The following is an 18,172-nucleotide window of genomic DNA, read 5'->3' as shown; positions in this document are numbered from 1 at the left end:
TCCTCGACCTCGCGGAAGCTGAGGGGGAAGCGGTGGTAGAGCCACACGCAGTGGGAGATGACCTCGACCGGGTACCGGTGCCCCTTGTACGACGGCGACACGGCGCCCACGGACAACCCCCTCCAACATGATCAACCCGAAGATCATCCCACCCAGCCAGCCAACGTGACAGCGCCCCAACGGGCCCTTAACTTCGTGGCGTTGGTCCAGTATCGCCCGGTGGCAGTACGCCTCCGGCTGCCCGCCCCGGCCCCGCAGCCAGCCCGGCACCGGCAGCAGCGGCCGGACCACGGCCCACTCCGCGTCCGTCATGTCCGAGGGATACCGCCGAACACGTTCCGGGTGGTCGGCCGCATTGCCGAACCGGTGAGCGACGCAATCACACGACAGGGCAGCCGAGTTGAACTCCACCGGCGTGAGCACGTACAACTGCGGCAACAGGGTCTCCTGGATCTCGGTTGGCTTCGCAACCCCGAGCTACCAAGAGCCCCTGCCTTCATGCCCACGGCCGGCCGCGATCACCCGATCGAGACTCCCGTTCGACACCCACCCCTCACGATCGGAACGACAACAACTACTTAAAGTTGCCGAGGTCAGGTGCCCAGGGTGCGCCGGGATTTTGGCCGGGGGATCTCGCGCCGGTCGAGGTAGGGTCTGTCAATCGAACGCGGACACGCCGTCCTCGCCCCACAGGCATGGTGCGCCGTCGAAGTCGCAGAGCAGTGCGTCGAAGGGGAGCTTGCCCATGGCGCCGAGCGTAACGTCCCGCTGTGGCGATCGAGGGCGCCGAACTTGTTCGGTGAACTGGAAGGGGCGCCGCCCGGCATTGGACGGCGCCTCCTTTTGGGCTCAGGCGAGGATTACAGGGCCCAGTTGAACTTCACGGCCTCCATGGGGAGAGCCTGACCGGTGGTGCCGATGATGCCCTCGGCCTTGCAGCCGGACCGCCACGTCGCGAAGGGGGAGGGGCCAGAACTTGCGTAACCCACGTTCCGGAGCCAGCCCTCGGCCCAGACGTCGCCCTGGCCTCCGAGCCGGCTGTCAGGGCAGTAGTAGTACGAGATGGCCTCGATCGGGGCGTTCATGCCCGTGGTGCCGATCTGGATGCTGTGGCTCGGGTTGGCGCACTGGTAGCTGGAGTCCCACCCGTAGTTCGAGCGGTGGGCCTTCATGCAGAGGCTTCCGTAGTTGATGCGTACCCGCAGGGCTTCCAGATTGCGGCCCTCGCCGATCGAGCCAGCCCAGCTGCCCTGGCAGACTTCGGGCTTCCAGCCGACGTTCTGCACATGCGGTTGGTAGCAGAGCGAGACACTGTCGGCCTGTGCAGTGCTGCCGGTGGCACCGGCTCCCAGGGTCGCCGCGACGGCCAGCCCGGTCGCGGCCAGTACGCGCGTCACCGTCTTGAACATAACTCGATACCCCCGTCAGATGAGAACGATCATGGATGATCGGAGAACGATGCTATCCAGTTGCTTTCAACCATCCAATCAATAAATCGATTTGAAGATCGCCGCCGAGATGTGGCCCGGAGTCAGCAGCACGAGCCATGTGAGCTTCCGCGCAGCCGGGGCCTGCCTCGCCACGGTCACCCTGCACGAAGCCGGCCTCACCGATACTCCCCACCGCACCGGACGTCGAGCAGAGCCGCGACACACTCCGTGCCACAGTTCTGCTCACCCATGAAGCGCCTGAGGCCGCGCTCGTCTGGGAAGACGGCGAGGGATGGCGCACAGCCACCCGACGCCTCCACCTGTACACCGCTCCCGGAGCCGCCCCGAACTCGGGAAAGACTGCACGCCGTGCTGAGCCCGGGAAAGGGTGACGTGTGGCCCCGGACATCGTTGCCCACGGAAACCAAGTGGGGAACGAAGAGCATCACTGGCCGATTTCACGGATCGTCATCAGGGTCGGCGCCCGCCGCAGCAGGCCACCACTTCTGTCGCCGTGGAGTTCAGGAAGATCGTGAACCAGGATGACCTGTCCACCGCGTCGATGCTTCCGGTACGAAGCGGCTCTTCCCCGGCTCGCAGCAGGATGTCGACGCTGTCGGCAAGGCCGTCGATCGTGTGGCCACGCTTCAAGGAGTGGTGCATTCGGCTCCTGAAGACGCCCGCGTGCTGGTTGGCCGGGACCAGGCCGTCCCAGACGAGGAAGTCACCTCCGGCGATCAAGGCGTCACGTGCAGGCCCGCATGCCGGGGTCTGTTCGCGGAGCATGGCGATGAGGTCGTTGCGCGTCACACTGCCACCCGGTGACAGGATGACCGGCGATCGGCTGTGTGTGACAACTCCAGCGCCTTTCTGGTGACAGTCCGGCTGCTCCGGCCTGGTTCTTTCGCAGCCTATTCGGTGCGGTCGGTGACAACTGCTGAGCCTCGGCACACGGGGGAACTGGATCAGACAGCTGGATGCTGGACGTCTCCCGAGCGCGGTCCGGGAACGGCTGCGCTCTGACGTAGCTGGTCAGGGATGAGGTCACCGTGGCGGGTGCGGAGGTAGTCGAGGGCTTGTTCCAGGGAGGGGTTGTGGTCAATGCCGTCCTTGACGAACTCCAGACGCTGTTTGGCCTCCCGAAGAATCTCGGACCACGTCCGTACCCAGACCCGGACTCGCGCGTGTTCATAGCTCGTCGGTTCGATGTACAGGCCCTCTGGCTGGCCGGCCTGCCGCACACGCGGCAGCAGCCTGCCTTTGATCTTGCGGACGACGAGGCAGAAGTCCCAGGTGGTCTCGACGTTGGCGAACCGAGGGTCGTTGAGGACGGCCCGCATGTAGTCGTCGATCTGGTCGGCCTGCTCGCGGTCTGCGTCGACGGACGGTGCCTTGAGCTCGATCACAAGGTGGCGTACCCGGTCATGTTCGTGGCTCTCGGCGGACAGCATGAGATCGACGCGTCGTGTACGGCCGTTGAGCGCTCGTACGGGGCCGTCGGGTGTGGGGTCCCAGCCGAGGGTGCGCCGGTGGTGTTCGAGCAGGCGGGTAAGGCCGATCTCGCTGCTGCGCATCATGTTGTATTCCTCGCCGAACACCCACAGTTCGCGTTCGAGGATCTTGTGCAGGTGATCGCGTTCTTTGACCAGGCCGTAGGTCTCCTCGTCGAAGACCAAGTGCTCGAGGGCGGTCAGGAACTGAAGCCGTGCCGTGACGATGGACGAGGCGCGGATGATGTTGGAGAGGCTGGTCTGCTGGAGGAGCCCGTGCAGGTGGCTGACGTCGCTTTCCCCCAGCCGCAGCACGTTCTCCAGGATCTCGACCATCTCGTCCGGGTTGTGGCGAAGCGAGTTCTGCAGCAGAGACAGCGTGAGCCGCTTCTTGATCTTGTCGGCTGGGATGTGACGGTTGATGGACGTGGCGACCAGATCGAACGTCCCCTGTTCGGCCTGGGCCTGGCCGCCCTCGGCGCGTGAGGCGTAGGGGTAGACGCCTTCGTCGATCCACTTGTCCACGAGCTGGCGACGCTGGCGCCGGCGCCGTTCCTCGAACCTGGATGCGATCCAGGTGCGGGCGACGCGCAGCAGGGGGGCGAGTGGCGTGTCGCCGCCCAGCATGATCAGGGGGACTTCGTTGCGGTGCCGGGGCATGGGCTTCCACAGCACGTAGGCGGTGTAGGCGAAGTCGGAGTGCTCGGCAGACGCGTCAATGGTCTCGACAGGGGAGCTGGCGGCGTCGCACAGCGCGATGGTGCGTTCCGACCCGGTGCGCCAATGGATCAGGCGGACTTCAAAGGGGTGAGTCTGCCCGTCGTACTCGAAGGTCAGGTCCTTGGACTGCTCCTCGTCCTGGATCTGGGTGCGCGGGTTTATGAGCTGCCCGTCATAGGTGACGCGAACATCGGTCCAGGTAAGGAGGTAGGGCGCGAGGACTGCCGTTCCTTGCGACGAACAGATTCCGGTAGACCGTCACTTGGCGCCGAGGGATGCCGCAGAGCGTCGCCATGTCCGCCAAGGCGTGCTCCAGAGCAAACGGTCTCTGGGTGTTCTGGAGATCTAGAACAAACCCCCTCCGCGACTGACGGGTCATCAGGTGGCTGTGGGGCCACCGTTTGTTCTGCCTTTCCAGAACGAGTAGTGCCACCCGCAGCCGCCGTAGTCGTGGGGCCATCGTTTGCACGGGCGGCTGACCAGGTCGTACCTCATCCGGACGGCGTCGCGTACCAGACCGGCCCTGTCGGCCAGGTACGACAATCGCCCCTGACCGGCCTTTCAAAGGCGCCATCGTCGGCGGTCGGCTGTGGGGCAGCGCCCCCTCTGACTGCCTGCCCCGTTCAGGCTATTACCACTGGCGGCGCAGCTGGACGCACTCCGCAGTGACCTGGGCGAGGAGGTCGCTGTCGTCGGCGGGCGCGGGGCGCTGCAAGCGGTGCAGCAGGTCCCGGTGCAGGCGCAGCGCGTCATCGCTGCCGGTGGCGGCCAGGACAGCTGACCACAGGGGGCTGCCAGGGAGGGTCTTGTTCTCCGCTGTCTCCAGCAGCGTTAGTTTGTCCTGGTGGGTGAGGCGGCTCAGCTCACGCTGCCCGGTCTTGTCCCCTATCTCACGCCAGGTGGTGACTCGCTCCTCACGGGCCGCCTTCTTCAGCGCCCCCATGACGAACGGCGCCAGGTAGCCGAGTTTCTCGGCGCGTTCGCGCTGTGCCTGGCGCTCCGCTGCCTCCTCTTGTTCACGCTGCACGACCAACGCCCGCTCCGCCCGCTCCCGTCGGGCGGCCTTGTTCCGCTCATGCTGCTCCGTCAGCTGCTGCTCCGTCTGCTCGCGCCACTCCTTCTCCCGCTGAGCCTGGCGGGCCGCGCGCCGCTCCTCCTGCTCACGCCGGAGCGCGGCCTGCTCCTGGTCGTGCCGGACCCGCGCGACACGCACCGCCTCCCGTTCCTCGGCCGTCACGTCGAGATCCCTCATCAGCTGGGTGGCCTTGGTGAGGAGGAGGTATGTGGGCTGTTCCTGCAGCCGGGCCAGGACGACCTGGCGTTGTCGGGCTCGTTCTTCGAGCTGCGTCTGACCACGGCGGAGAGCCAGGCGCAGCCGGGCGGTGTTCTCCGGGACCTTTTCTGCTTCCAGGAACTGCTGGATGGTTCGCACCGCGGTGTACAAACGGTCCGGCTGATCACGCATGGCGCGGTCGAGATGCATCAGCGCGCGTTTGACCGGGTCGTCCTGACGCACGGTGCTCGCCGCCCGCGACCGGGAAGGCGCGACACTGACGATCGAGCGCCCCTCGGACTCACTGTGCCGCAGCCCCGTGGCCATGGGCGCGCGGACGGCGTCGGGCCTGGTCGAGGTGTTCAGGCCCCGTGACGTCAGCTCGACGTCCTCCAGGCCGTCCCAGGTGGTGCCGACCCCCGGGTGTTCTGTGCCCAGCCGCATGACGCGGCCGCTGCCGGGCCGGTCCTCGAAGCGGATGCGCTGCACGTAGCCGCGCTGTTCCAGGACGTCTGGAGCGATCCTTACGCCGGGCCCGAGGATGACTTCCCAGGAGCCGTCGTCCCAGCTGACGGGTCGGTTGCGGTCGAGGTGGACCAGGAGGATCCGCCCGTCCTCCAGCTGTACCAGCACGGCGGAGCCCAGCGGTTCGGGGTAACTGAACTCGGCAGTCAGGCCCTGCGTGTGCAGCCATGCCGCTAGGTGAGCCTTGGCGAACAAGTGGTTGGCACTGTCCTTGCCCTTCGCTTTGCGGCCGCACCGTTCGACCGAGCCATCGGAAGCGTAATGCGCGAAATGACAGATCTTGTCGGTGCACAGCCGCGTGGTCAGCCGCCGCCCGCAGCCGCCCTCGAACTTGGTGCCGCACCAGATGGTGTCGTTCTCGTGCGTTCGCCGAAAAGCCTCCAGCTCCTCCACGGTCTCCGGGCACACAGCAGGCTCGTCCGAGTCCGAACTCCCGAAAACCGCAGTCTGAATGAGGCGCCGGTCCATGGTGCTCCCCTGCTGCAGATGGATGACTCCGCAGCATTGTGCAGCCCGGCACTGACACACCCGGCGGAATTCGCCAGCCGCCGACCTCACCGGCACAGGTGCGTCGATGGCAATGAAAGGGAAACGCCGCACGTCAGGGACCTCGGGAGAACCAGCCCCGTGGGACGGCAGCCCCGCCGTCCCGTCGTTCCTGGCCTGCCGCCGCTGGCGGCGGCAGGGGCGCGGGCCTGCGCCTTCGCGGGGGCGCTGTGCAACCACAGCCGGAGGCCTCGGTGAGCTCTGCCAGCTCCTGCGTGGTCAGCTGAAAGTCGGCCACGGCCACCGGCGCGAGAACCTGCTGGTTCAGCTGGGTATGGAAGGCCTGCAAAATACGCTGGCCCACAACGTCGTAGGGCTGCTGCCGGGGGTCAGCGCCGAACCCGCGAGAGCAGCAGTTCCCGCACCTCCGCGACGCCCTCGCCGTGATCGAACTTGGTGTCGAGGCACTGCGTGTCGTCGGAGAACTGCTCCGCCCACAGCAGCGACCCTGCCGCTGCCAGAAGGTCGGCAGCCGCGCCCGCGGGAAAGACGACCAGGAGGTCGGCGACGGCCACCTGGTCGACGACGAAGGCGACCACGCCGGCGGCGACCGTCGGGTCGTCCCAGGGAGCGGACAGCGAGAGCTGATCGAAGACGAGCACATTGAGCGAGCCGAAATCCCGCAAGCCCACGGCGCTCTCGCTCAGCAGTTGCTCAGCCACCTGGGCGCAGAAGCCTCCCTGGGCGGACAGCCGGGACCGCAGGCTGTCCAGCTGCTTCACGTCCGGGAACCAGTCCTCCGCGTCCTCGTAGATCAGTTCGCCCCCGGTGCAGTGGCTGTACTCCGAATCCGTCAGGGTCTGCGGGCTGCCGCCGCCCCGGTAAGGGGTGAGAACAGCTCGCAGCCTGCCTACGGGTGCGCCGTCGGCACGTATCTGCACCTGCCAGATCTCCGTCGCGGAAAGGCCGAGGAGCGGCGTGGTGTGCTGGAAGTCAAGCGTCAGGCCTGCCGGGTCGGCAACCACAGCAGCCGCCTGGGTAGTCATAGGATCGGCTCCCTCTCCACGGTGTGCCCGCCCATCGGGCAGAATGCCGAGCCTAGGGCTGCCTCAGGTCTCTGACGCTTGAACTATCCGCCGCACCTTGAGCCCTCCCACCAGGCGGGCAACAAGTTCGTCGGCGTCCCACCGGGCGGGCTCCGGCTTGCTTCCACGTCGGCAGCAGCGGGCCGCTGAACGCCCGGCTGGCCACCGCCCACGAGCTGTACGACCTAGTCGGCGTCGACGAAGGCCACCGGACGGCGGGCGGGACGGGACCGGAGCTTCTTTCTGCTGGCCATGGAGGCACCGTAGCGAGCACCACTGACAACCTCTGCGTACTCAAAGCCGGTTCGCTGGATCTGGCTACCGCCGGATCCGGGCACGACAGCCCTGGTCGGTCCGCCCACGAACCGCGGGTGCTGTCGTCAGCCTGGCCCGTAGTCCTCGCCGGAGTCGGTGGTGAGCGCGGCATACAGCTCAGGGTCGGCATGCACCTCGGCGGTGTGCCGCCACTCGGTGATGAGCTGGGCGACCGCCGCTGTGCTGTCCAGGTCCGCAGCGGCGCCCAGGGCCCCGACCAGCTCGACGGAGAAGTCCCGGACGTCGTGGGCAGGCAGGTATCGCACCCACGGGAAGGTGGCCGGCAGCACGTCCAGGACGAGCGTGCGGCCCTCGGGCGTGCGCATCATCTCCACGAACATCCGAGTGGTCGCGCCCAGGACCGTGCTGTCCTGTTCGGCGCGTGCGGCCGTGGTCAGCACCAGGTCCTCGTCGTCACGGCGCCGGAGCCTTATCCGCCGGGCACCCCTCAGGGCGGCCAGCGTCACCTTGGGCTTGTTAAGCAGGTCCGAAAGGTTCCTCTCCACCACGCTCATAAGTTGAAGCTTAGTTGACAAGTCCGGGAAGGGCGCTTCCAGAACCTCCCCAAACACGTGATCGAAGACCCGCCCCCAAGAGGCCGCCCGGATCGAGGGGCTCGCCCCGCCTGGCGGGCGGCACGCTGCCGCCAGGCGGACCGGTTCGTGTATCTGGCCTCCCACAGGCCAGGGGCCCCCGCTACCGTGGGGGCATGGCCAGGGAAATCCGTATCAACGTCGATGACGAGACCTACGAGCAGCTTGAGCGCCTCGCAGCCGACGGCCACGCCGAGCCGGAGCAGTACGCGGCGCAGCTGCTGACCGCTGACATCGCCCGCTCCCGGTTCAACGAGGCCGCGAAGGCGTTCCGTGACGAGCACGCCCGGGGCTTCGCCGCGCGGTTCGGTGGCGGCGAGGGGCAGGCCGCCGCCTGATGGCTCCCGTCGCCCTCATCGACGAAGGGTGGCTCCTGGACGACGCGCTGCCGCTCGAGAAGTGCGTCGTCGACCTGGCCAGCCCCGAACTCACCGGCGGCCAACTGCTCGGCGTCCCCGAGATGGCCGCGCTGGGCGACATCACCGCCTCCACACTGCGGGCCTATATCTCGCGCCGTTCGAGCGACGTGCCGATGCCCCAGGCGAGCGTCGGCGGCCGCGCGCAGTGGTCGCGGCCGGTGGCGGAGGATTGGGCGGAAGCCCGCCGACGCTCCGCCGAAGGGGTGCGGGCGGCCATGTCCGCCGGGGACCGGGACGACCTGTCGCCAGGCGCCGCCGACGTCCGCGACCGGTTCGCTGCCGACTTCCTCGGCACCCTGTGGGAGCGCCCGGACGTGCGCAAGCGGTGGATCCTGCGGCAGCGCAACGAGGCTTCGGTGCGCGAGGTCGCCGACTCCCTGGCGTGGAGCGTCGCGGTCAGCCTGGACCACATCCTGCCCACCGACATCCTGGGCCCGACGATCCGGCACGCCGTCCTCGATGACTTCGCGTACATGATCAACCTGCGCGACAAACGGCAGAAGAAGGGAGAGGAGGAGCCGGACAAAGAGTCCTGGTGGGACCTCAACCTGACGGTGCCGGTGGCGAAGATGCTCGACTGGTTCATCCGGCACCACCCCGACTCCGCCCAGTGGTACATCGGGGAGATCATGCGCGAGGCGCACGGCCGCTGGGGCACCCCGGCCCAGGCCACCGGCCGGGCACTGCGCGGGCGCTGGTCATGGACGGCGAGCTGGACGAAGACACCCTCAGGGAGTACTTCGCACGCGTCACACCCGGGGAGCCCACCTCCTGACCGTCCGGCACGCATGAAAGGGGCCGGAGCCAATGACAGTGGCTCCGGCCCCCTTCCGTGACTGTAGTCACCCTTTCCGGTGGACCACCAAGGGGAGCAGTCTGTTCGCGATTCGCGGACAACCCGGGCGGGCCGGAGCAGGTCAGGCGCAGCGGCACGCACGGTCAGCCTTTGGCTAGTCGAGGCAGATAAGAAAGACCGCACGGAGCTGAGTCCCAGCTCTCAATCTTCATGCGACACACCCAGGTCGTGACGCATAGCGGTTCTCATAGTTCGGAGCATGCCCCAGACCTCGTACTGGGCCTGAGCCGCGGTCTCCGTCGTTTCGCCCGGTCCGGGGGCACCGCGTTCGAGGCGCTTGACCTGGCCATAGACCTTGTTCAGAGCTTGGTTGACGGCACTCGCTCGCATAAGTACTTCTTCGGGGGCGATCATCTGTGCTTCGGAGTATCGATCACGGTGCGCGTTCTTTGCTTCATCGAGCGCGACGCTGTCGGCGTCCTCCGTGCCGCGCTCCCTCATGACGTGCAGGTGGCGGTTGAGTGCGGTATTGAACTGCCGGGCATCTCGGTTGAGTTCCGCATAGCAGGTACGTCGCAGTGAACGGCTCTCGCGGATCTCTTCATGTTCACGAACGAGCTCTATTTCCCGGAGCTTCGCTCGTTCGGAGCCGCGCTGGGTGAGCAGCGATCCTCCCAGGGTTCCTGCGACGCCTGCCACCGCGATGATCACTGAGCTGAGCTCCACCGACGCACTCCCGGAACTTCTTCGGCCTCGCGCCCGCTGCACAGGGCCCAGGCGGTCAAGTCTGCCGCTCCTCGGTGCGCCAGGGTCCGGTGCCCAGCTGTCGGCGGCCCTGCGATCGCGCCTCCACCTGGTGCTCGGCAGCACGGTCGGACGGCTTGGCGGCGGCCCGGGCCGCGGCTGTACCGCCGCGCGCATGGCTGTCGCCAATGGGCGACAGCTCCGGCTCGACGCCGTCCCGGGTACCAGTTCCAAGGGGGCGACGGGTGGTGCTCATCGCCCGAGTCTGTCAGGTCGTAGGACGGGGCAACTCAGGTGATGGTGCCGGTTTGGGCAGCGGTTCGGCCTGCCCCTGCGGAACTGTCGCGCTGCCACAAGCCCCGTGTGACGCCTTTCAACGCACCGTGCAGATTCTCCCTCACCCGGCACGGCCGGATCGCGCCCTACCCGTGCTGACGGACCGTCCGGACCCTGGTGAGCATGGGGGACACCGAGAACACCGCCGACCGCCCGGACCGCCCCAACAACGCGCTGCAGGCCGCCCTCGAGGGCGCAACCGCCCAATCACCACCCGCACCACCAGACTGCCCGCACTGCGCACTGCCCCAGGACCGCTACCCCACCCTCTACGACGGGCACTGGGTACTCCTCGAGCCGAGGATCTTCGTCCCCGCCCACACCGTTCCCCCGCGCCGGCGATGGGTCCTCACCCCGGACGGGAACGCTATGAACCTGTGGGACGCCGAGCCCTTGCCCGGAACCCAGTGCCGGATCGCGCACCGCATGGTCTGCCCCTACCTCGAACCCGAAGACCGCCCGTTGTGGGCCACAGCGCTCCGCAAGGAGAACGAACGAAAGTCGCAACGCCTGTTCAACCTGCCCGAGGACTGGAACCTCCCAGACACCGGCTGACCGCCGCCGGATCATCCCGGTACGGTGATCAACGGCAGGACCTTGCCCGGCCTCATGTGCCCCGGATCAGCGCTCTGGCCCGGGGCGCAACCGTGTCCTCCCTCGGTCTGTCGGTGGCCACTGCAGCACTGACCGGAAACGCCCGGCCGGTGCCTCCTCCCCGTCGGCCGCATCGTCATCTGCCCTGCTCCCCGAAGTCCCCCAGTTCCGCGACGTCTCCGTCAGGGAGAGCAGGCAACGCTTCCTGGTCCAGGGCGTCCAACATGCCGGCCGTGTCGCGCCGCGCTGCGGCGGTAAGAGCGACGAGGTGGAGCGTGCCGGCGATACGGCTCACCCAGTGAGCCGACGGACGATAGGTGTCACCAGCGACGAACGCGGACCTGCGGCTCCGCGTCGGCGAAGCACGGTAGTTGCCACCGGAGCGTCGCGCTACTGGTCACCTTTGCAGTGAGACTCCACAACCGCTGCGCGCTCTCGTGCGTCCTACTCCTGAGTGCTAACGGAGCCGGCACGGGGAACGGGGGGCGGGCCATGCAGAATTACACGGTCGTCCAGCGCATCAAGCGTTTCTTCTGGATCCCGCGTGGTGCGAGACGGCAGCAGCCCACGCCCTGCTGGCGGCTGATAGGACTCTGGCTGTCGGTGCTCGCCTTCGGGACCGGGGTCACCGCGGCGGGTTGGGACGATAAATTCGGCGGCTCCTACATCATGGCGGCGATGCTCCTCTTGAATGTCGTCGACGACATCATCGAAGGGGTACGGCACCGCTGGCCAGCCGCACTGGCCGCAGTGGCGGTCCTGTCGGGCGCGAGCCGGCTCACCAGTGCCGTCCTGCCCGGCTCCCTCGACGCGGCCTGGGCGGAGACCATCGCTGCCGCTGTTGGCGTCACACTCGGGTTCGCGGTGGCCGCCGCGATCACGCGGCTCCCGGAGCGCCTAGCTGTTGCTGGCCATGACGTTGGTGACGCTCGCTCGGAGGCGTGAGACGGGAGGACGGTTTCCGGCAGCCGTGTGAGGCCGGTGGTAGTTGTAGTGGACGTTCCAGACTGCGATCGCTCCGGCCCGCTCTTCCTCAGAGTTCCACTGGCGGGCGTATAGCAGCTCTTCGGCGAGGATGCGCTGGTACCGCTCGACCTTGCCGTTGTGCCGGGGCGTGTAGGGCTTGGTCCGCTGGTGGCGGGAGGCCCGCGAGGTCACCGAGCGTACGAAGACTGCGGCGCGGTAGTTGGCGCCGTTGTCGGTGACCACGCGAACCACCCGGTGCATGCCATGGGCGGCGAAGAACGCGCGAGCGCGACTGAAGAACGCCACGGTGGTAGCGGCTTTCTCGTCGGGGAGGTGCTCGGTGTAGGCCAGGCGGGAGAACCCGTCGACGGCGGAGTGCAGGTAAACGTACCCGCCCTTGGCGCCGGCGGTCTTCGCGCGCTGGGCCGCCTTGGCCTGCGCAGAGCCGCGGCCGTGGGCCCACCATCCGCCACCATTGGGGATGCGTCCGACCTTCTTGACGTCCAAGTGGACCATGTGACCCGGATAGCGGGCCACGATGCGCCCCGGCGGGCGTCGGTTGGCGGACCCGTCAGGGTCGAGGAACCGGCGGTGGTTGATGCCCAGCCGCGCCAGCCACCGACCCACGGTGCGTTCGCTGATCCGCACTCCCTCGCCCGACAGCTCGAGCGCGATCCTGCGGGCGGACCACTTGTTGTTCCGCCGCAGTCGCTCGATCTGTTCGACGATCTCAGGCGGGGTCTGGGTCGGTGAGGAGTGCGGGACGCTGGACCGGTCAAGCAGCCCGGTCTCGCCGTACTCGTCGTACCGGTTCTTCCACTTGGACAGACAAGCTCGGGAGACGCCGGCCTCGGCAGCGATGTGGGCGATCGGCCGGGTGCGGCAGCGGTCGACGAGCCTTCGTCGTCCCTCGATACTCAACGGGGCGTTCGCGTGCGTCACCGGAGCACCTCGCTGCTCCGACCCGCTGCGATCACACCGCGCAAGGGGAACGCGACGAGTAGCGCGACCAGGACGAGGAGTCCGCTTGCCCAGAGCGGCCCGAGGTCCGCGGCTGCCGTGCTTGTGCCACCGGTTGTGGTGCGTGTGACACAGCGGGGCATCGGTGCTGTCGGTCCATCGCGAGCAGTCGGGAAACTCGCAGTTCCGCTCGGCGGCCCACGGTCTGCGCGGCGGGTGGTAGAGGGTTCGTCCCACCCAGTCTTCAAGGGGTGGCCGTCCGGCATGGGTCCACCGCCAGGCGTGCCGGTGACACAGCCCGTGGGCGGCCCTGGCCCGGTTGCACCCGGAGACCAGGCAGGCCGGCACCTGCTGGCGGCGGCGCAGTCGCGCGTCCTCGTCCGCGGCCCAGCTGTCCATGTCGGACGGGCGTCCTGCGGCCACCCAGCGGTGATGGTGGGTGCGACACAGCTTCAGCAGGCCCATGGTCAGCGTCGTCGGGCACGAAGCGGGCTGGCTGTTCGACTCCACCCTGCTCGACGAGCTCCGCCAAGTCGACTTCGACGGCCTCACCTTGGGGGATGCCGCTCGGCTCATTCAGCATCGCCCAGAGCCCTGCGTGCGGCCCCGTGGACCACTGCCCTGGTCGAACCGCTGGGTAACGGGTTGACGAAGAAAAGTGTGAGTGGTTAAGTACTCACATGAAGAGCGAACGCCCCCGCCAGCTGTCCACCGCCGAGGAGCGCCGAGAGACGGTGCTGCGCACCGCGATCGGCGCCTTCGCCGCCCGGGGCTACTGGGGCACCACCACCACCGAGGTGGCGAAGGCGGCCGGCATCTCACAGGCGTACGTCTACCGCCTATTCCCGAACAAGGAACTGCTGTTCACGGCGGTGGTCGAGCACTGCTTCGTACGGGTGAGGGCCAGCCTGGAGCGGGCCGCGGCCGATGCGACGGGCAGCTCGGCGGAGGCGGTCCTGGGGGCCATGGGGGACGCGTATGCCCAGCTGATCAGCGACAACGACCTGATGCTGATCCAGCTCCACGCCCAGGCGGCGGCGGTGTCCGAGCCGGCCGTGCGCGAGGCGGTCCGACAGGGGTACGCCCGGCTGGTGGAGTACGTACGCGGCGCCTCCGGCGGGACGGAGGCGCAGGTCCAGGAGTTCTTCGCGCGGGGCATGCTGTGCCATCTGATCGTTTCCATGGGGGCCGACGAGGTGGACGCCCCCTGGACCCGGACCCTGACGGCCGGCGTCCGGCACTACTGACGCCCACGCGACCGCACGACCGCACGACCGCACGACCGCACGACCGAGCTCACGGGCGGGGCACTGGCCCCGCCCTCTCTCGGACATCAAATGTGAGTGGTTGACCACACAGGGAGTGTGTTGTGAATTCCACCGGCACCCGCCACAGCCCTGGTGCCACGCTCGCGGCCCTCGCCGGGGCGCAGTTCACCGTCATGCTGGCCACCTCGATCGTGAACGTGGCCCTGCCCCAGATCCGCGCCGGTGCGGGCCTGTCGGACAGCGGCACCACCTGGGTGGTCAACGCCTACGGCCTTGCCTTCGGGGCGTTGCTGCTGGCGGGAGGCCGGGCGGCGGACCTGCTGGGGCACCGCCGAACGCTCCTGGCGGGACTCACGGTGTTCGGTCTCTCCTCGCTGACCGCGGGCCCGGCCACCTCGTCCGCCGTGCTGATCGCGGCCCGCGTGGTCCAGGGACTGGGCGCCGCGGCGATCGCCCCCGCGGCGCTGGCCCTGGTGATGGGACTGTTTCCGCCCGGCGCCGGCCGAGGCCGGGCCCTGGGGGTGTGGGGGGCCGTGTCCGGCGCGGGAGGCGCGGCCGGAGTCCTCCTCGGTGGCGCCCTGACCCAGGCGTGGGGCTGGCCGTGGATCTTCTACGCGGTGGCGATCGGCGCGTTCGCGGTCCTGGCCGCCGCTGCCGCGACCGTGCCGAAGACGCGGGTCACCGAGGGCGGACGGTTCGACACACCGGGCACCGCCACCGTTACCCTCGCGCTCACCGCCCTGGTGTGGGGACTGACGTCGGCCCGCCGCTCGGGCTGGACCGACACCACGGTCCTGTCGGCCTTCGCCGTCACGGCCGTCCTGCTCACCGCGTTCGTCCTGGTCGAGCGCCGCCACCCGAACCCGCTGCTGCCGCCCCGCCTGTTCCGTACGGGACGGGTCGCCGCCGGCAACCTCCTGATGGCGCTGCTCGGCTCGGTGTGGATCGCCCTGTTCTTTTTCCTCCCTCTCTACCAGCAGCAGGTTCTCGGGCTGAGCCCGCTGGTCACCGGCCTCGGCCAGCTCCCGCTGGCCTTCGCCAACATGCTCGGCTCCACGCTGGCGCCGAGGATCTCCCGCCGCATCGGCTCCACCGCGACCGTCACCGGCGCACTGGTGACCGAGGCCGCCGGACTGCTGTGGCTGTCCCGGATCAGCGCCCACGGCAGCTTCGCCGCCGACGTCCTCGGCCCCAGCGTCCTCATCGGCCTGGGCCTGAGCATCGCCTTCGTCCAGCTCACCGGCCTGGCCGTCGAGGGCGTCCCCAGCCAGGACTCCGGGCTGGCCGGCGGCCTGGTCAACACCACCCGGCAGGTCGGCGGCGCGATCGGCCTCGCGGTTCTTGCCACCCTCGCCGGCACCACCACCGCCCACTCCGCCGGCCGCCAGCCGCACCTGGAAGCGCTCACCGCCGGCTACCGCACCGCGTTCGGTGTCTCCGCCGCCGTCCTCGCGGCCGCCGCCGCCCTCGCCCTGCTCCTCTCGATCGCAACACGCCGGACCGCACACCAACCGAAGGGAATCACCGACATGTTCACCATCGACGCGACCGCACCGGTCATCGTCCGCCTGTCCACCGTGATCGACGCCCCGCTGGAGCGGGTCTGGACCCTGCACACCGACATCGACTCCTGGGCCTCCTGGAACACGGACATCGACCAGGCCCAGCTCGACGGCCCGCTGCTGCCCGGCAACTCCTTCCACTGGAAGACCCACGGCCTGGACATCACCTCCACCATCCGCGAGATCGTCCCCTGCGAGCGCCTGGTCTGGGGCGGCCCGGCGAACGGCATCGACGGCGTCCACGTGTGGACCTTCGAGCGGTCCGGCGACCAGGTCACCGTCCACACCGAGGAGTCCTGGAGCGGCACCCCCGTCGAGGCCGCCACCGACGAACTCGGCCAAGCCCTGAACGCCTCCCTGACCGCCTGGCTCGCCGCCCTCAAGGCCCGCGCCGAGCAGACCGCCTGACCCCCCGCCACCCCAGCCATCCGCGCCACGACACCCTTCACGGAAACGAGGTTCCACCCATGACCACCACCGAGAAGCCCTTCCTCGTCGGCCACTACACCCCGGCCGTCGACGAGATCACCGCCACCGGCCTGACCGTCGAGGGCGCCCTGCCGCCCGAGCTGACCGGCCGACTGATCCGCAACAGCCACAACCCCAAGCCCGGCGTCACCCCCACCCACTGGTTCAAGGGCAGCGGAATGGTCCACGGCATCCGCCTGCGGGACGGCCGCGCCGAGTGGTACCGCAACCGCTGGGTGCACACCCCCGCCCTGAACGGCGCCCCCTACATGACCGAGCACGGCCCGGACCTGACCGCCAGCACCGCCGGCACCCACGTCATCGAGCACGCCGGACGCCTGCTCGCCCTGTGCGAGGCGAACTTCCCCTTCGAGCTCACCCCGGACCTGGACACCGTCAGCGCCTACGACTTCGACGGCAAGCTGCGCAGCGCGATGACGGCACACCCCAAGACCGACCCGGTCACCGGGGAGCTGCACTTCTTCGGCTCCTCGCCCTTCCCGCCGTACCTGATGTACTACGTGGCCGACGCCAAGGGCCGAATCACGCAGAGCGTCGAGGTGCCCGGCGCGACCGCCTCCCTCAAGCACGACTTCGCCCTCACCCGCAACCACATCGTCTTCGTCGAGGGCACGGTCACCTTCGACCCGACCGAGCACTCCGGCATCCCCTACGGCTGGATCGACGCGCAGCCCGCCCGGATCGGCGTGATGCCTCGTGGCCCGCAGGGCGCCGAGAAGATCCGCTGGTTCCCCATCGAGCCGGGCAACATGCTGCACACCGGCAACGCCTACGAGGACGCCCAGGGCCGCATCATCCTGGAAGGCCCGACCGTGGACCGCGAAGGCTTCCAGCTCTCCTGGAACTGGTGGGTCGGCGCCCCCGGCCGCGGAACGGAGCCCAACACCCGTTCCTACAATCGCCGTTGGGTCATCGACCTGGCTGTCGGCCGCGTCGACGAGCAGATCATCGACGACCTCGCCGTCGAATTCCCCACCCTCAACGAGGACTTCCTCGGCACCGAGAACCGCTACCAGTACGCGGTCTCCTTCCCCGACCAGAACGGCTACGGCGGCTACGGCGTCGTCAAGTACGACCGCACCACCGGCGCCCGTCGCATCCACCAGGCCGGCGACGCCCGCCTGCCCAGCGAGGCCGTGTTCGTACCCGCCGCCGGCGCCACCCGCGAGGACGACGGCTACCTACTCACCGTCGTCTCCGACCTCAAGCAGGACGCCTCCCAGCTCCTGGTCCTGGACGCCTCCAGCCTCGACCGGATCGCCACAGTCCACCTCCCGCGCCGGGTCACCGGCGGCATCCACGGCTCCTGGATCCCCGACGCCGACGCATCCAGGAGCTGAACCCGCCTCCGGACCGGGGGGCTGGACTCAGCTCCCCCGGCCCGGCCCTCGCACGAGACCATCCGCTCCCTGAAAGGCCAAGCATCATGCGTACGTCGACCCTGGCGAAGTTCGCCGCCACCACCAGCGCACTCCTCATCGCCGTCTCCGGTACCGCCTACGCCGTCACCGACGAAAAGCCCGCCACCGCCGGCACCATCTACGCCGCGCACACCGGTGACGTGCAGATCGACGAGAGCGCGCCGGTCATCACCCACAAGAGCATCCTCATCCACGCCCCCCTGCACACCATCTGGAAGATCCAGACCGACGTCGAGAAGTGGCCCACCTGGCAGCCCCATGTCGAGACAGTCGTCAAGGACACCCCCGGACGCCTGCGCCCCGGCTCCGTCTTCCGGTGGAGCACCGAGGGACTGGACATCACCTCCACCGTCAAGCAGACCGACCACGGCAAGCGCTTGGCCTGGGGCGGACCCGCCCAGGGCATCACCGCGATCCACGTGTGGACCTTCACCCCGACCCGCGACGGCGTCCTCGTCCACACCGAGGAGTCGTGGACCGGAGCGCCGGTCGTCGCCAACCAGGCCGCCCTGCAGGCCGCCCTCGACAACTCCCTCCACAACTGGATCAACAACCTCAAGAATCAGGCCGAGACCCAGGACCAAACCGCGGACTAGCTGTATTGCCCCGGGAGGTTGTGGACGGGTGATGCAGGTCTCGGCTGAGGCATCTTGAACGGGTGAGGGCCTTCCGGGTTCGGTGTGGATTGCGACGTCTACAC

General features: G+C 68.6%; 18 protein-coding genes and 3 pseudogenes. 8 read left to right on the top strand and 13 right to left on the bottom strand.

The genetic code is table 11. The annotated features are described in order from the left end of the window. From AB0915_RS33205 to AB0915_RS33170, 8 genes and pseudogenes are all read right to left on the bottom strand, one after another. Window positions 1-110 (bottom strand): annotated as a pseudogene (locus AB0915_RS33205) (IS6 family transposase); the annotation flags it as partial. 94 nt (window positions 111-204) lie between these two features. Continuing rightward, window positions 205-390 (bottom strand): annotated as a pseudogene (locus AB0915_RS33200) (IS5/IS1182 family transposase); the annotation flags it as partial. A 470-nt stretch (window positions 391-860) separates the two neighbouring features. Beyond that, on the bottom strand, window positions 861-1,397 hold the full coding sequence (locus tag AB0915_RS33195) for a hypothetical protein (protein WP_366694592.1): 537 nt from the start codon (window positions 1,395-1,397) through the stop codon (window positions 861-863). A 504-nt stretch (window positions 1,398-1,901) separates the two neighbouring features. Further along, window positions 1,902-2,240 carry a hypothetical protein gene (locus tag AB0915_RS33190; protein ID WP_366694591.1) on the bottom strand — a complete coding sequence of 113 codons (339 nt, stop codon included), beginning with the start codon at window positions 2,238-2,240 and terminating at the stop codon, window positions 1,902-1,904. 155 nt (window positions 2,241-2,395) lie between these two features. After that, window positions 2,396-3,595: a hypothetical protein gene (locus AB0915_RS33185; RefSeq protein WP_366694590.1), complete on the bottom strand. Its 1,200-nt coding sequence runs from the start codon at window positions 3,593-3,595 to the stop codon at window positions 2,396-2,398. 676 nt (window positions 3,596-4,271) lie between these two features. Then, on the bottom strand, window positions 4,272-5,831 hold the full coding sequence (locus AB0915_RS33180; RefSeq protein WP_366694589.1) for a hypothetical protein: 1,560 nt from the start codon (window positions 5,829-5,831) through the stop codon (window positions 4,272-4,274). Window positions 5,832-6,313: 482 nt separating this feature from the next. After that, window positions 6,314-6,970, bottom strand: coding sequence for a hypothetical protein (locus AB0915_RS33175; RefSeq protein WP_366694588.1), 657 nt, complete (start codon window positions 6,968-6,970; stop codon window positions 6,314-6,316). A gap of 419 nt (window positions 6,971-7,389) precedes the next feature. Continuing rightward, a complete protein-coding gene (locus AB0915_RS33170) occupies window positions 7,390-7,839 on the bottom strand; it encodes a hypothetical protein (protein WP_366694587.1) in 450 nt (149 codons plus the stop codon). A 194-nt stretch (window positions 7,840-8,033) separates the two neighbouring features. On the opposite strand from AB0915_RS33170, the gene AB0915_RS33165 reads away from it, so the two are divergent. Then, complete coding sequence (locus AB0915_RS33165) at window positions 8,034-8,255, top strand: hypothetical protein (RefSeq protein WP_366694586.1); 222 nt, start codon at window positions 8,034-8,036, stop codon at window positions 8,253-8,255. Beyond that, window positions 8,255-9,172, top strand: a complete 918-nt coding sequence (locus tag AB0915_RS33160) for a hypothetical protein (RefSeq protein WP_366694585.1) — start codon at window positions 8,255-8,257, stop codon at window positions 9,170-9,172. The genes AB0915_RS33165 and AB0915_RS33160 overlap by 1 nt, the downstream gene beginning before the upstream one ends. 161 nt (window positions 9,173-9,333) lie before the next feature. On the opposite strand, the gene AB0915_RS33155 is transcribed toward AB0915_RS33160, so the two are convergent. Both AB0915_RS33155 and AB0915_RS33150 read right to left on the bottom strand, forming a co-directional pair. Next, a complete protein-coding gene (locus tag AB0915_RS33155; protein WP_366694584.1) occupies window positions 9,334-9,843 on the bottom strand; it encodes a hypothetical protein in 510 nt (169 codons plus the stop codon). 70 nt (window positions 9,844-9,913) lie between these two features. After that, window positions 9,914-10,132 carry a hypothetical protein gene (locus AB0915_RS33150; RefSeq protein ID WP_366694583.1) on the bottom strand — a complete coding sequence of 73 codons (219 nt, stop codon included), beginning with the start codon at window positions 10,130-10,132 and terminating at the stop codon, window positions 9,914-9,916. 203 nt (window positions 10,133-10,335) lie between these two features. Here AB0915_RS33150 and AB0915_RS33145 point away from each other — a divergent pair, with 203 nt between their 5' ends. Then, entirely contained in the window at window positions 10,336-10,767 is a 432-nt protein-coding gene (locus tag AB0915_RS33145; protein WP_366694582.1) for a DUF6083 domain-containing protein, read from the top strand. A gap of 175 nt (window positions 10,768-10,942) precedes the next feature. On the opposite strand, the gene AB0915_RS33140 is transcribed toward AB0915_RS33145, so the two are convergent. Beyond that, window positions 10,943-11,101 carry a hypothetical protein gene (locus AB0915_RS33140; RefSeq protein ID WP_366694581.1) on the bottom strand — a complete coding sequence of 53 codons (159 nt, stop codon included), beginning with the start codon at window positions 11,099-11,101 and terminating at the stop codon, window positions 10,943-10,945. 197 nt (window positions 11,102-11,298) lie between these two features. Between AB0915_RS33140 and AB0915_RS33135 the strand changes: the two genes are divergently transcribed. Beyond that, window positions 11,299-11,751 carry a hypothetical protein gene (locus tag AB0915_RS33135; protein ID WP_366694580.1) on the top strand — a complete coding sequence of 151 codons (453 nt, stop codon included), beginning with the start codon at window positions 11,299-11,301 and terminating at the stop codon, window positions 11,749-11,751. Here the strand turns inward: AB0915_RS33135 and AB0915_RS33130 are convergent. Together AB0915_RS33130 and AB0915_RS33125 are read right to left on the bottom strand one after the other, a co-directional pair. Beyond that, window positions 11,704-12,714 carry an IS481 family transposase gene (locus tag AB0915_RS33130; RefSeq protein WP_366694579.1) on the bottom strand — a complete coding sequence of 337 codons (1,011 nt, stop codon included), beginning with the start codon at window positions 12,712-12,714 and terminating at the stop codon, window positions 11,704-11,706. The two genes, AB0915_RS33135 and AB0915_RS33130, sit on opposite strands and share 48 nt — an antisense overlap. After that, window positions 12,711-12,821 (bottom strand): annotated as a pseudogene (locus AB0915_RS33125) (MFS transporter); the annotation flags it as partial. The gene AB0915_RS33130 and the pseudogene AB0915_RS33125, both read right to left, overlap by 4 nt. Window positions 12,822-13,412: 591 nt before the next feature. On the opposite strand from AB0915_RS33125, the gene AB0915_RS33120 reads away from it, so the two are divergent. The 4 genes from AB0915_RS33120 (at window position 13,413) to AB0915_RS33105 (ending at window position 18,068) form a co-directional block, all read left to right on the top strand. Continuing rightward, on the top strand, window positions 13,413-13,979 hold the full coding sequence (locus AB0915_RS33120) for a TetR/AcrR family transcriptional regulator (RefSeq protein ID WP_366694578.1): 567 nt from the start codon (window positions 13,413-13,415) through the stop codon (window positions 13,977-13,979). Between the two features lie 122 nt (window positions 13,980-14,101). Further along, complete coding sequence (locus tag AB0915_RS33115; protein WP_366694577.1) at window positions 14,102-15,970, top strand: DHA2 family efflux MFS transporter permease subunit; 1,869 nt, start codon at window positions 14,102-14,104, stop codon at window positions 15,968-15,970. Window positions 15,971-16,029: 59 nt separating this feature from the next. Then, window positions 16,030-17,391, top strand: coding sequence for a carotenoid oxygenase family protein (locus tag AB0915_RS33110; protein ID WP_366694576.1), 1,362 nt, complete (start codon window positions 16,030-16,032; stop codon window positions 17,389-17,391). Between the two features lie 86 nt (window positions 17,392-17,477). Then, window positions 17,478-18,068, top strand: a complete 591-nt coding sequence (locus tag AB0915_RS33105) for an SRPBCC family protein (RefSeq protein WP_366694575.1) — start codon at window positions 17,478-17,480, stop codon at window positions 18,066-18,068. The last annotated feature ends 104 nt before the right edge of the window (window positions 18,069-18,172 follow it).

The sequence above is a fragment of the Streptomyces sp. NPDC048411 genome (genome assembly GCF_040704695.1).
Classification (GTDB): domain Bacteria; phylum Actinomycetota; class Actinomycetes; order Streptomycetales; family Streptomycetaceae; genus Streptomyces.
The sequence above is the reverse complement of the archived record's forward strand: the minus strand, read 5'-3'. Positions and strand labels throughout refer to the sequence as shown.

Bases quoted from the DNA above. Each gene is read 5' to 3' on its own strand.
- AB0915_RS33175 (WP_366694588.1), bottom strand. From the start codon at position 6,970: ATGACTACCCAGGCGGCTGCTGTGGTTGCCGACCCGGCAGGCCTGACG.
- AB0915_RS33170 (WP_366694587.1), bottom strand. From the start codon at position 7,839: ATGAGCGTGGTGGAGAGGAACCTTTCGGACCTGCTTAACAAGCCCAAG.
- AB0915_RS33165 (WP_366694586.1), top strand. From the start codon at position 8,034: ATGGCCAGGGAAATCCGTATCAACGTCGATGACGAGACCTACGAGCAG.
- AB0915_RS33160 (WP_366694585.1), top strand. From the start codon at position 8,255: ATGGCTCCCGTCGCCCTCATCGACGAAGGGTGGCTCCTGGACGACGCG.
- AB0915_RS33150 (WP_366694583.1), bottom strand. From the start codon at position 10,132: ATGAGCACCACCCGTCGCCCCCTTGGAACTGGTACCCGGGACGGCGTC.
- AB0915_RS33145 (WP_366694582.1), top strand. From the start codon at position 10,336: ATGGGGGACACCGAGAACACCGCCGACCGCCCGGACCGCCCCAACAAC.
- AB0915_RS33135 (WP_366694580.1), top strand. From the start codon at position 11,299: ATGCAGAATTACACGGTCGTCCAGCGCATCAAGCGTTTCTTCTGGATC.
- AB0915_RS33120 (WP_366694578.1), top strand. From the start codon at position 13,413: ATGAAGAGCGAACGCCCCCGCCAGCTGTCCACCGCCGAGGAGCGCCGA.
- AB0915_RS33110 (WP_366694576.1), top strand. From the start codon at position 16,030: ATGACCACCACCGAGAAGCCCTTCCTCGTCGGCCACTACACCCCGGCC.
- AB0915_RS33105 (WP_366694575.1), top strand. From the start codon at position 17,478: ATGCGTACGTCGACCCTGGCGAAGTTCGCCGCCACCACCAGCGCACTC.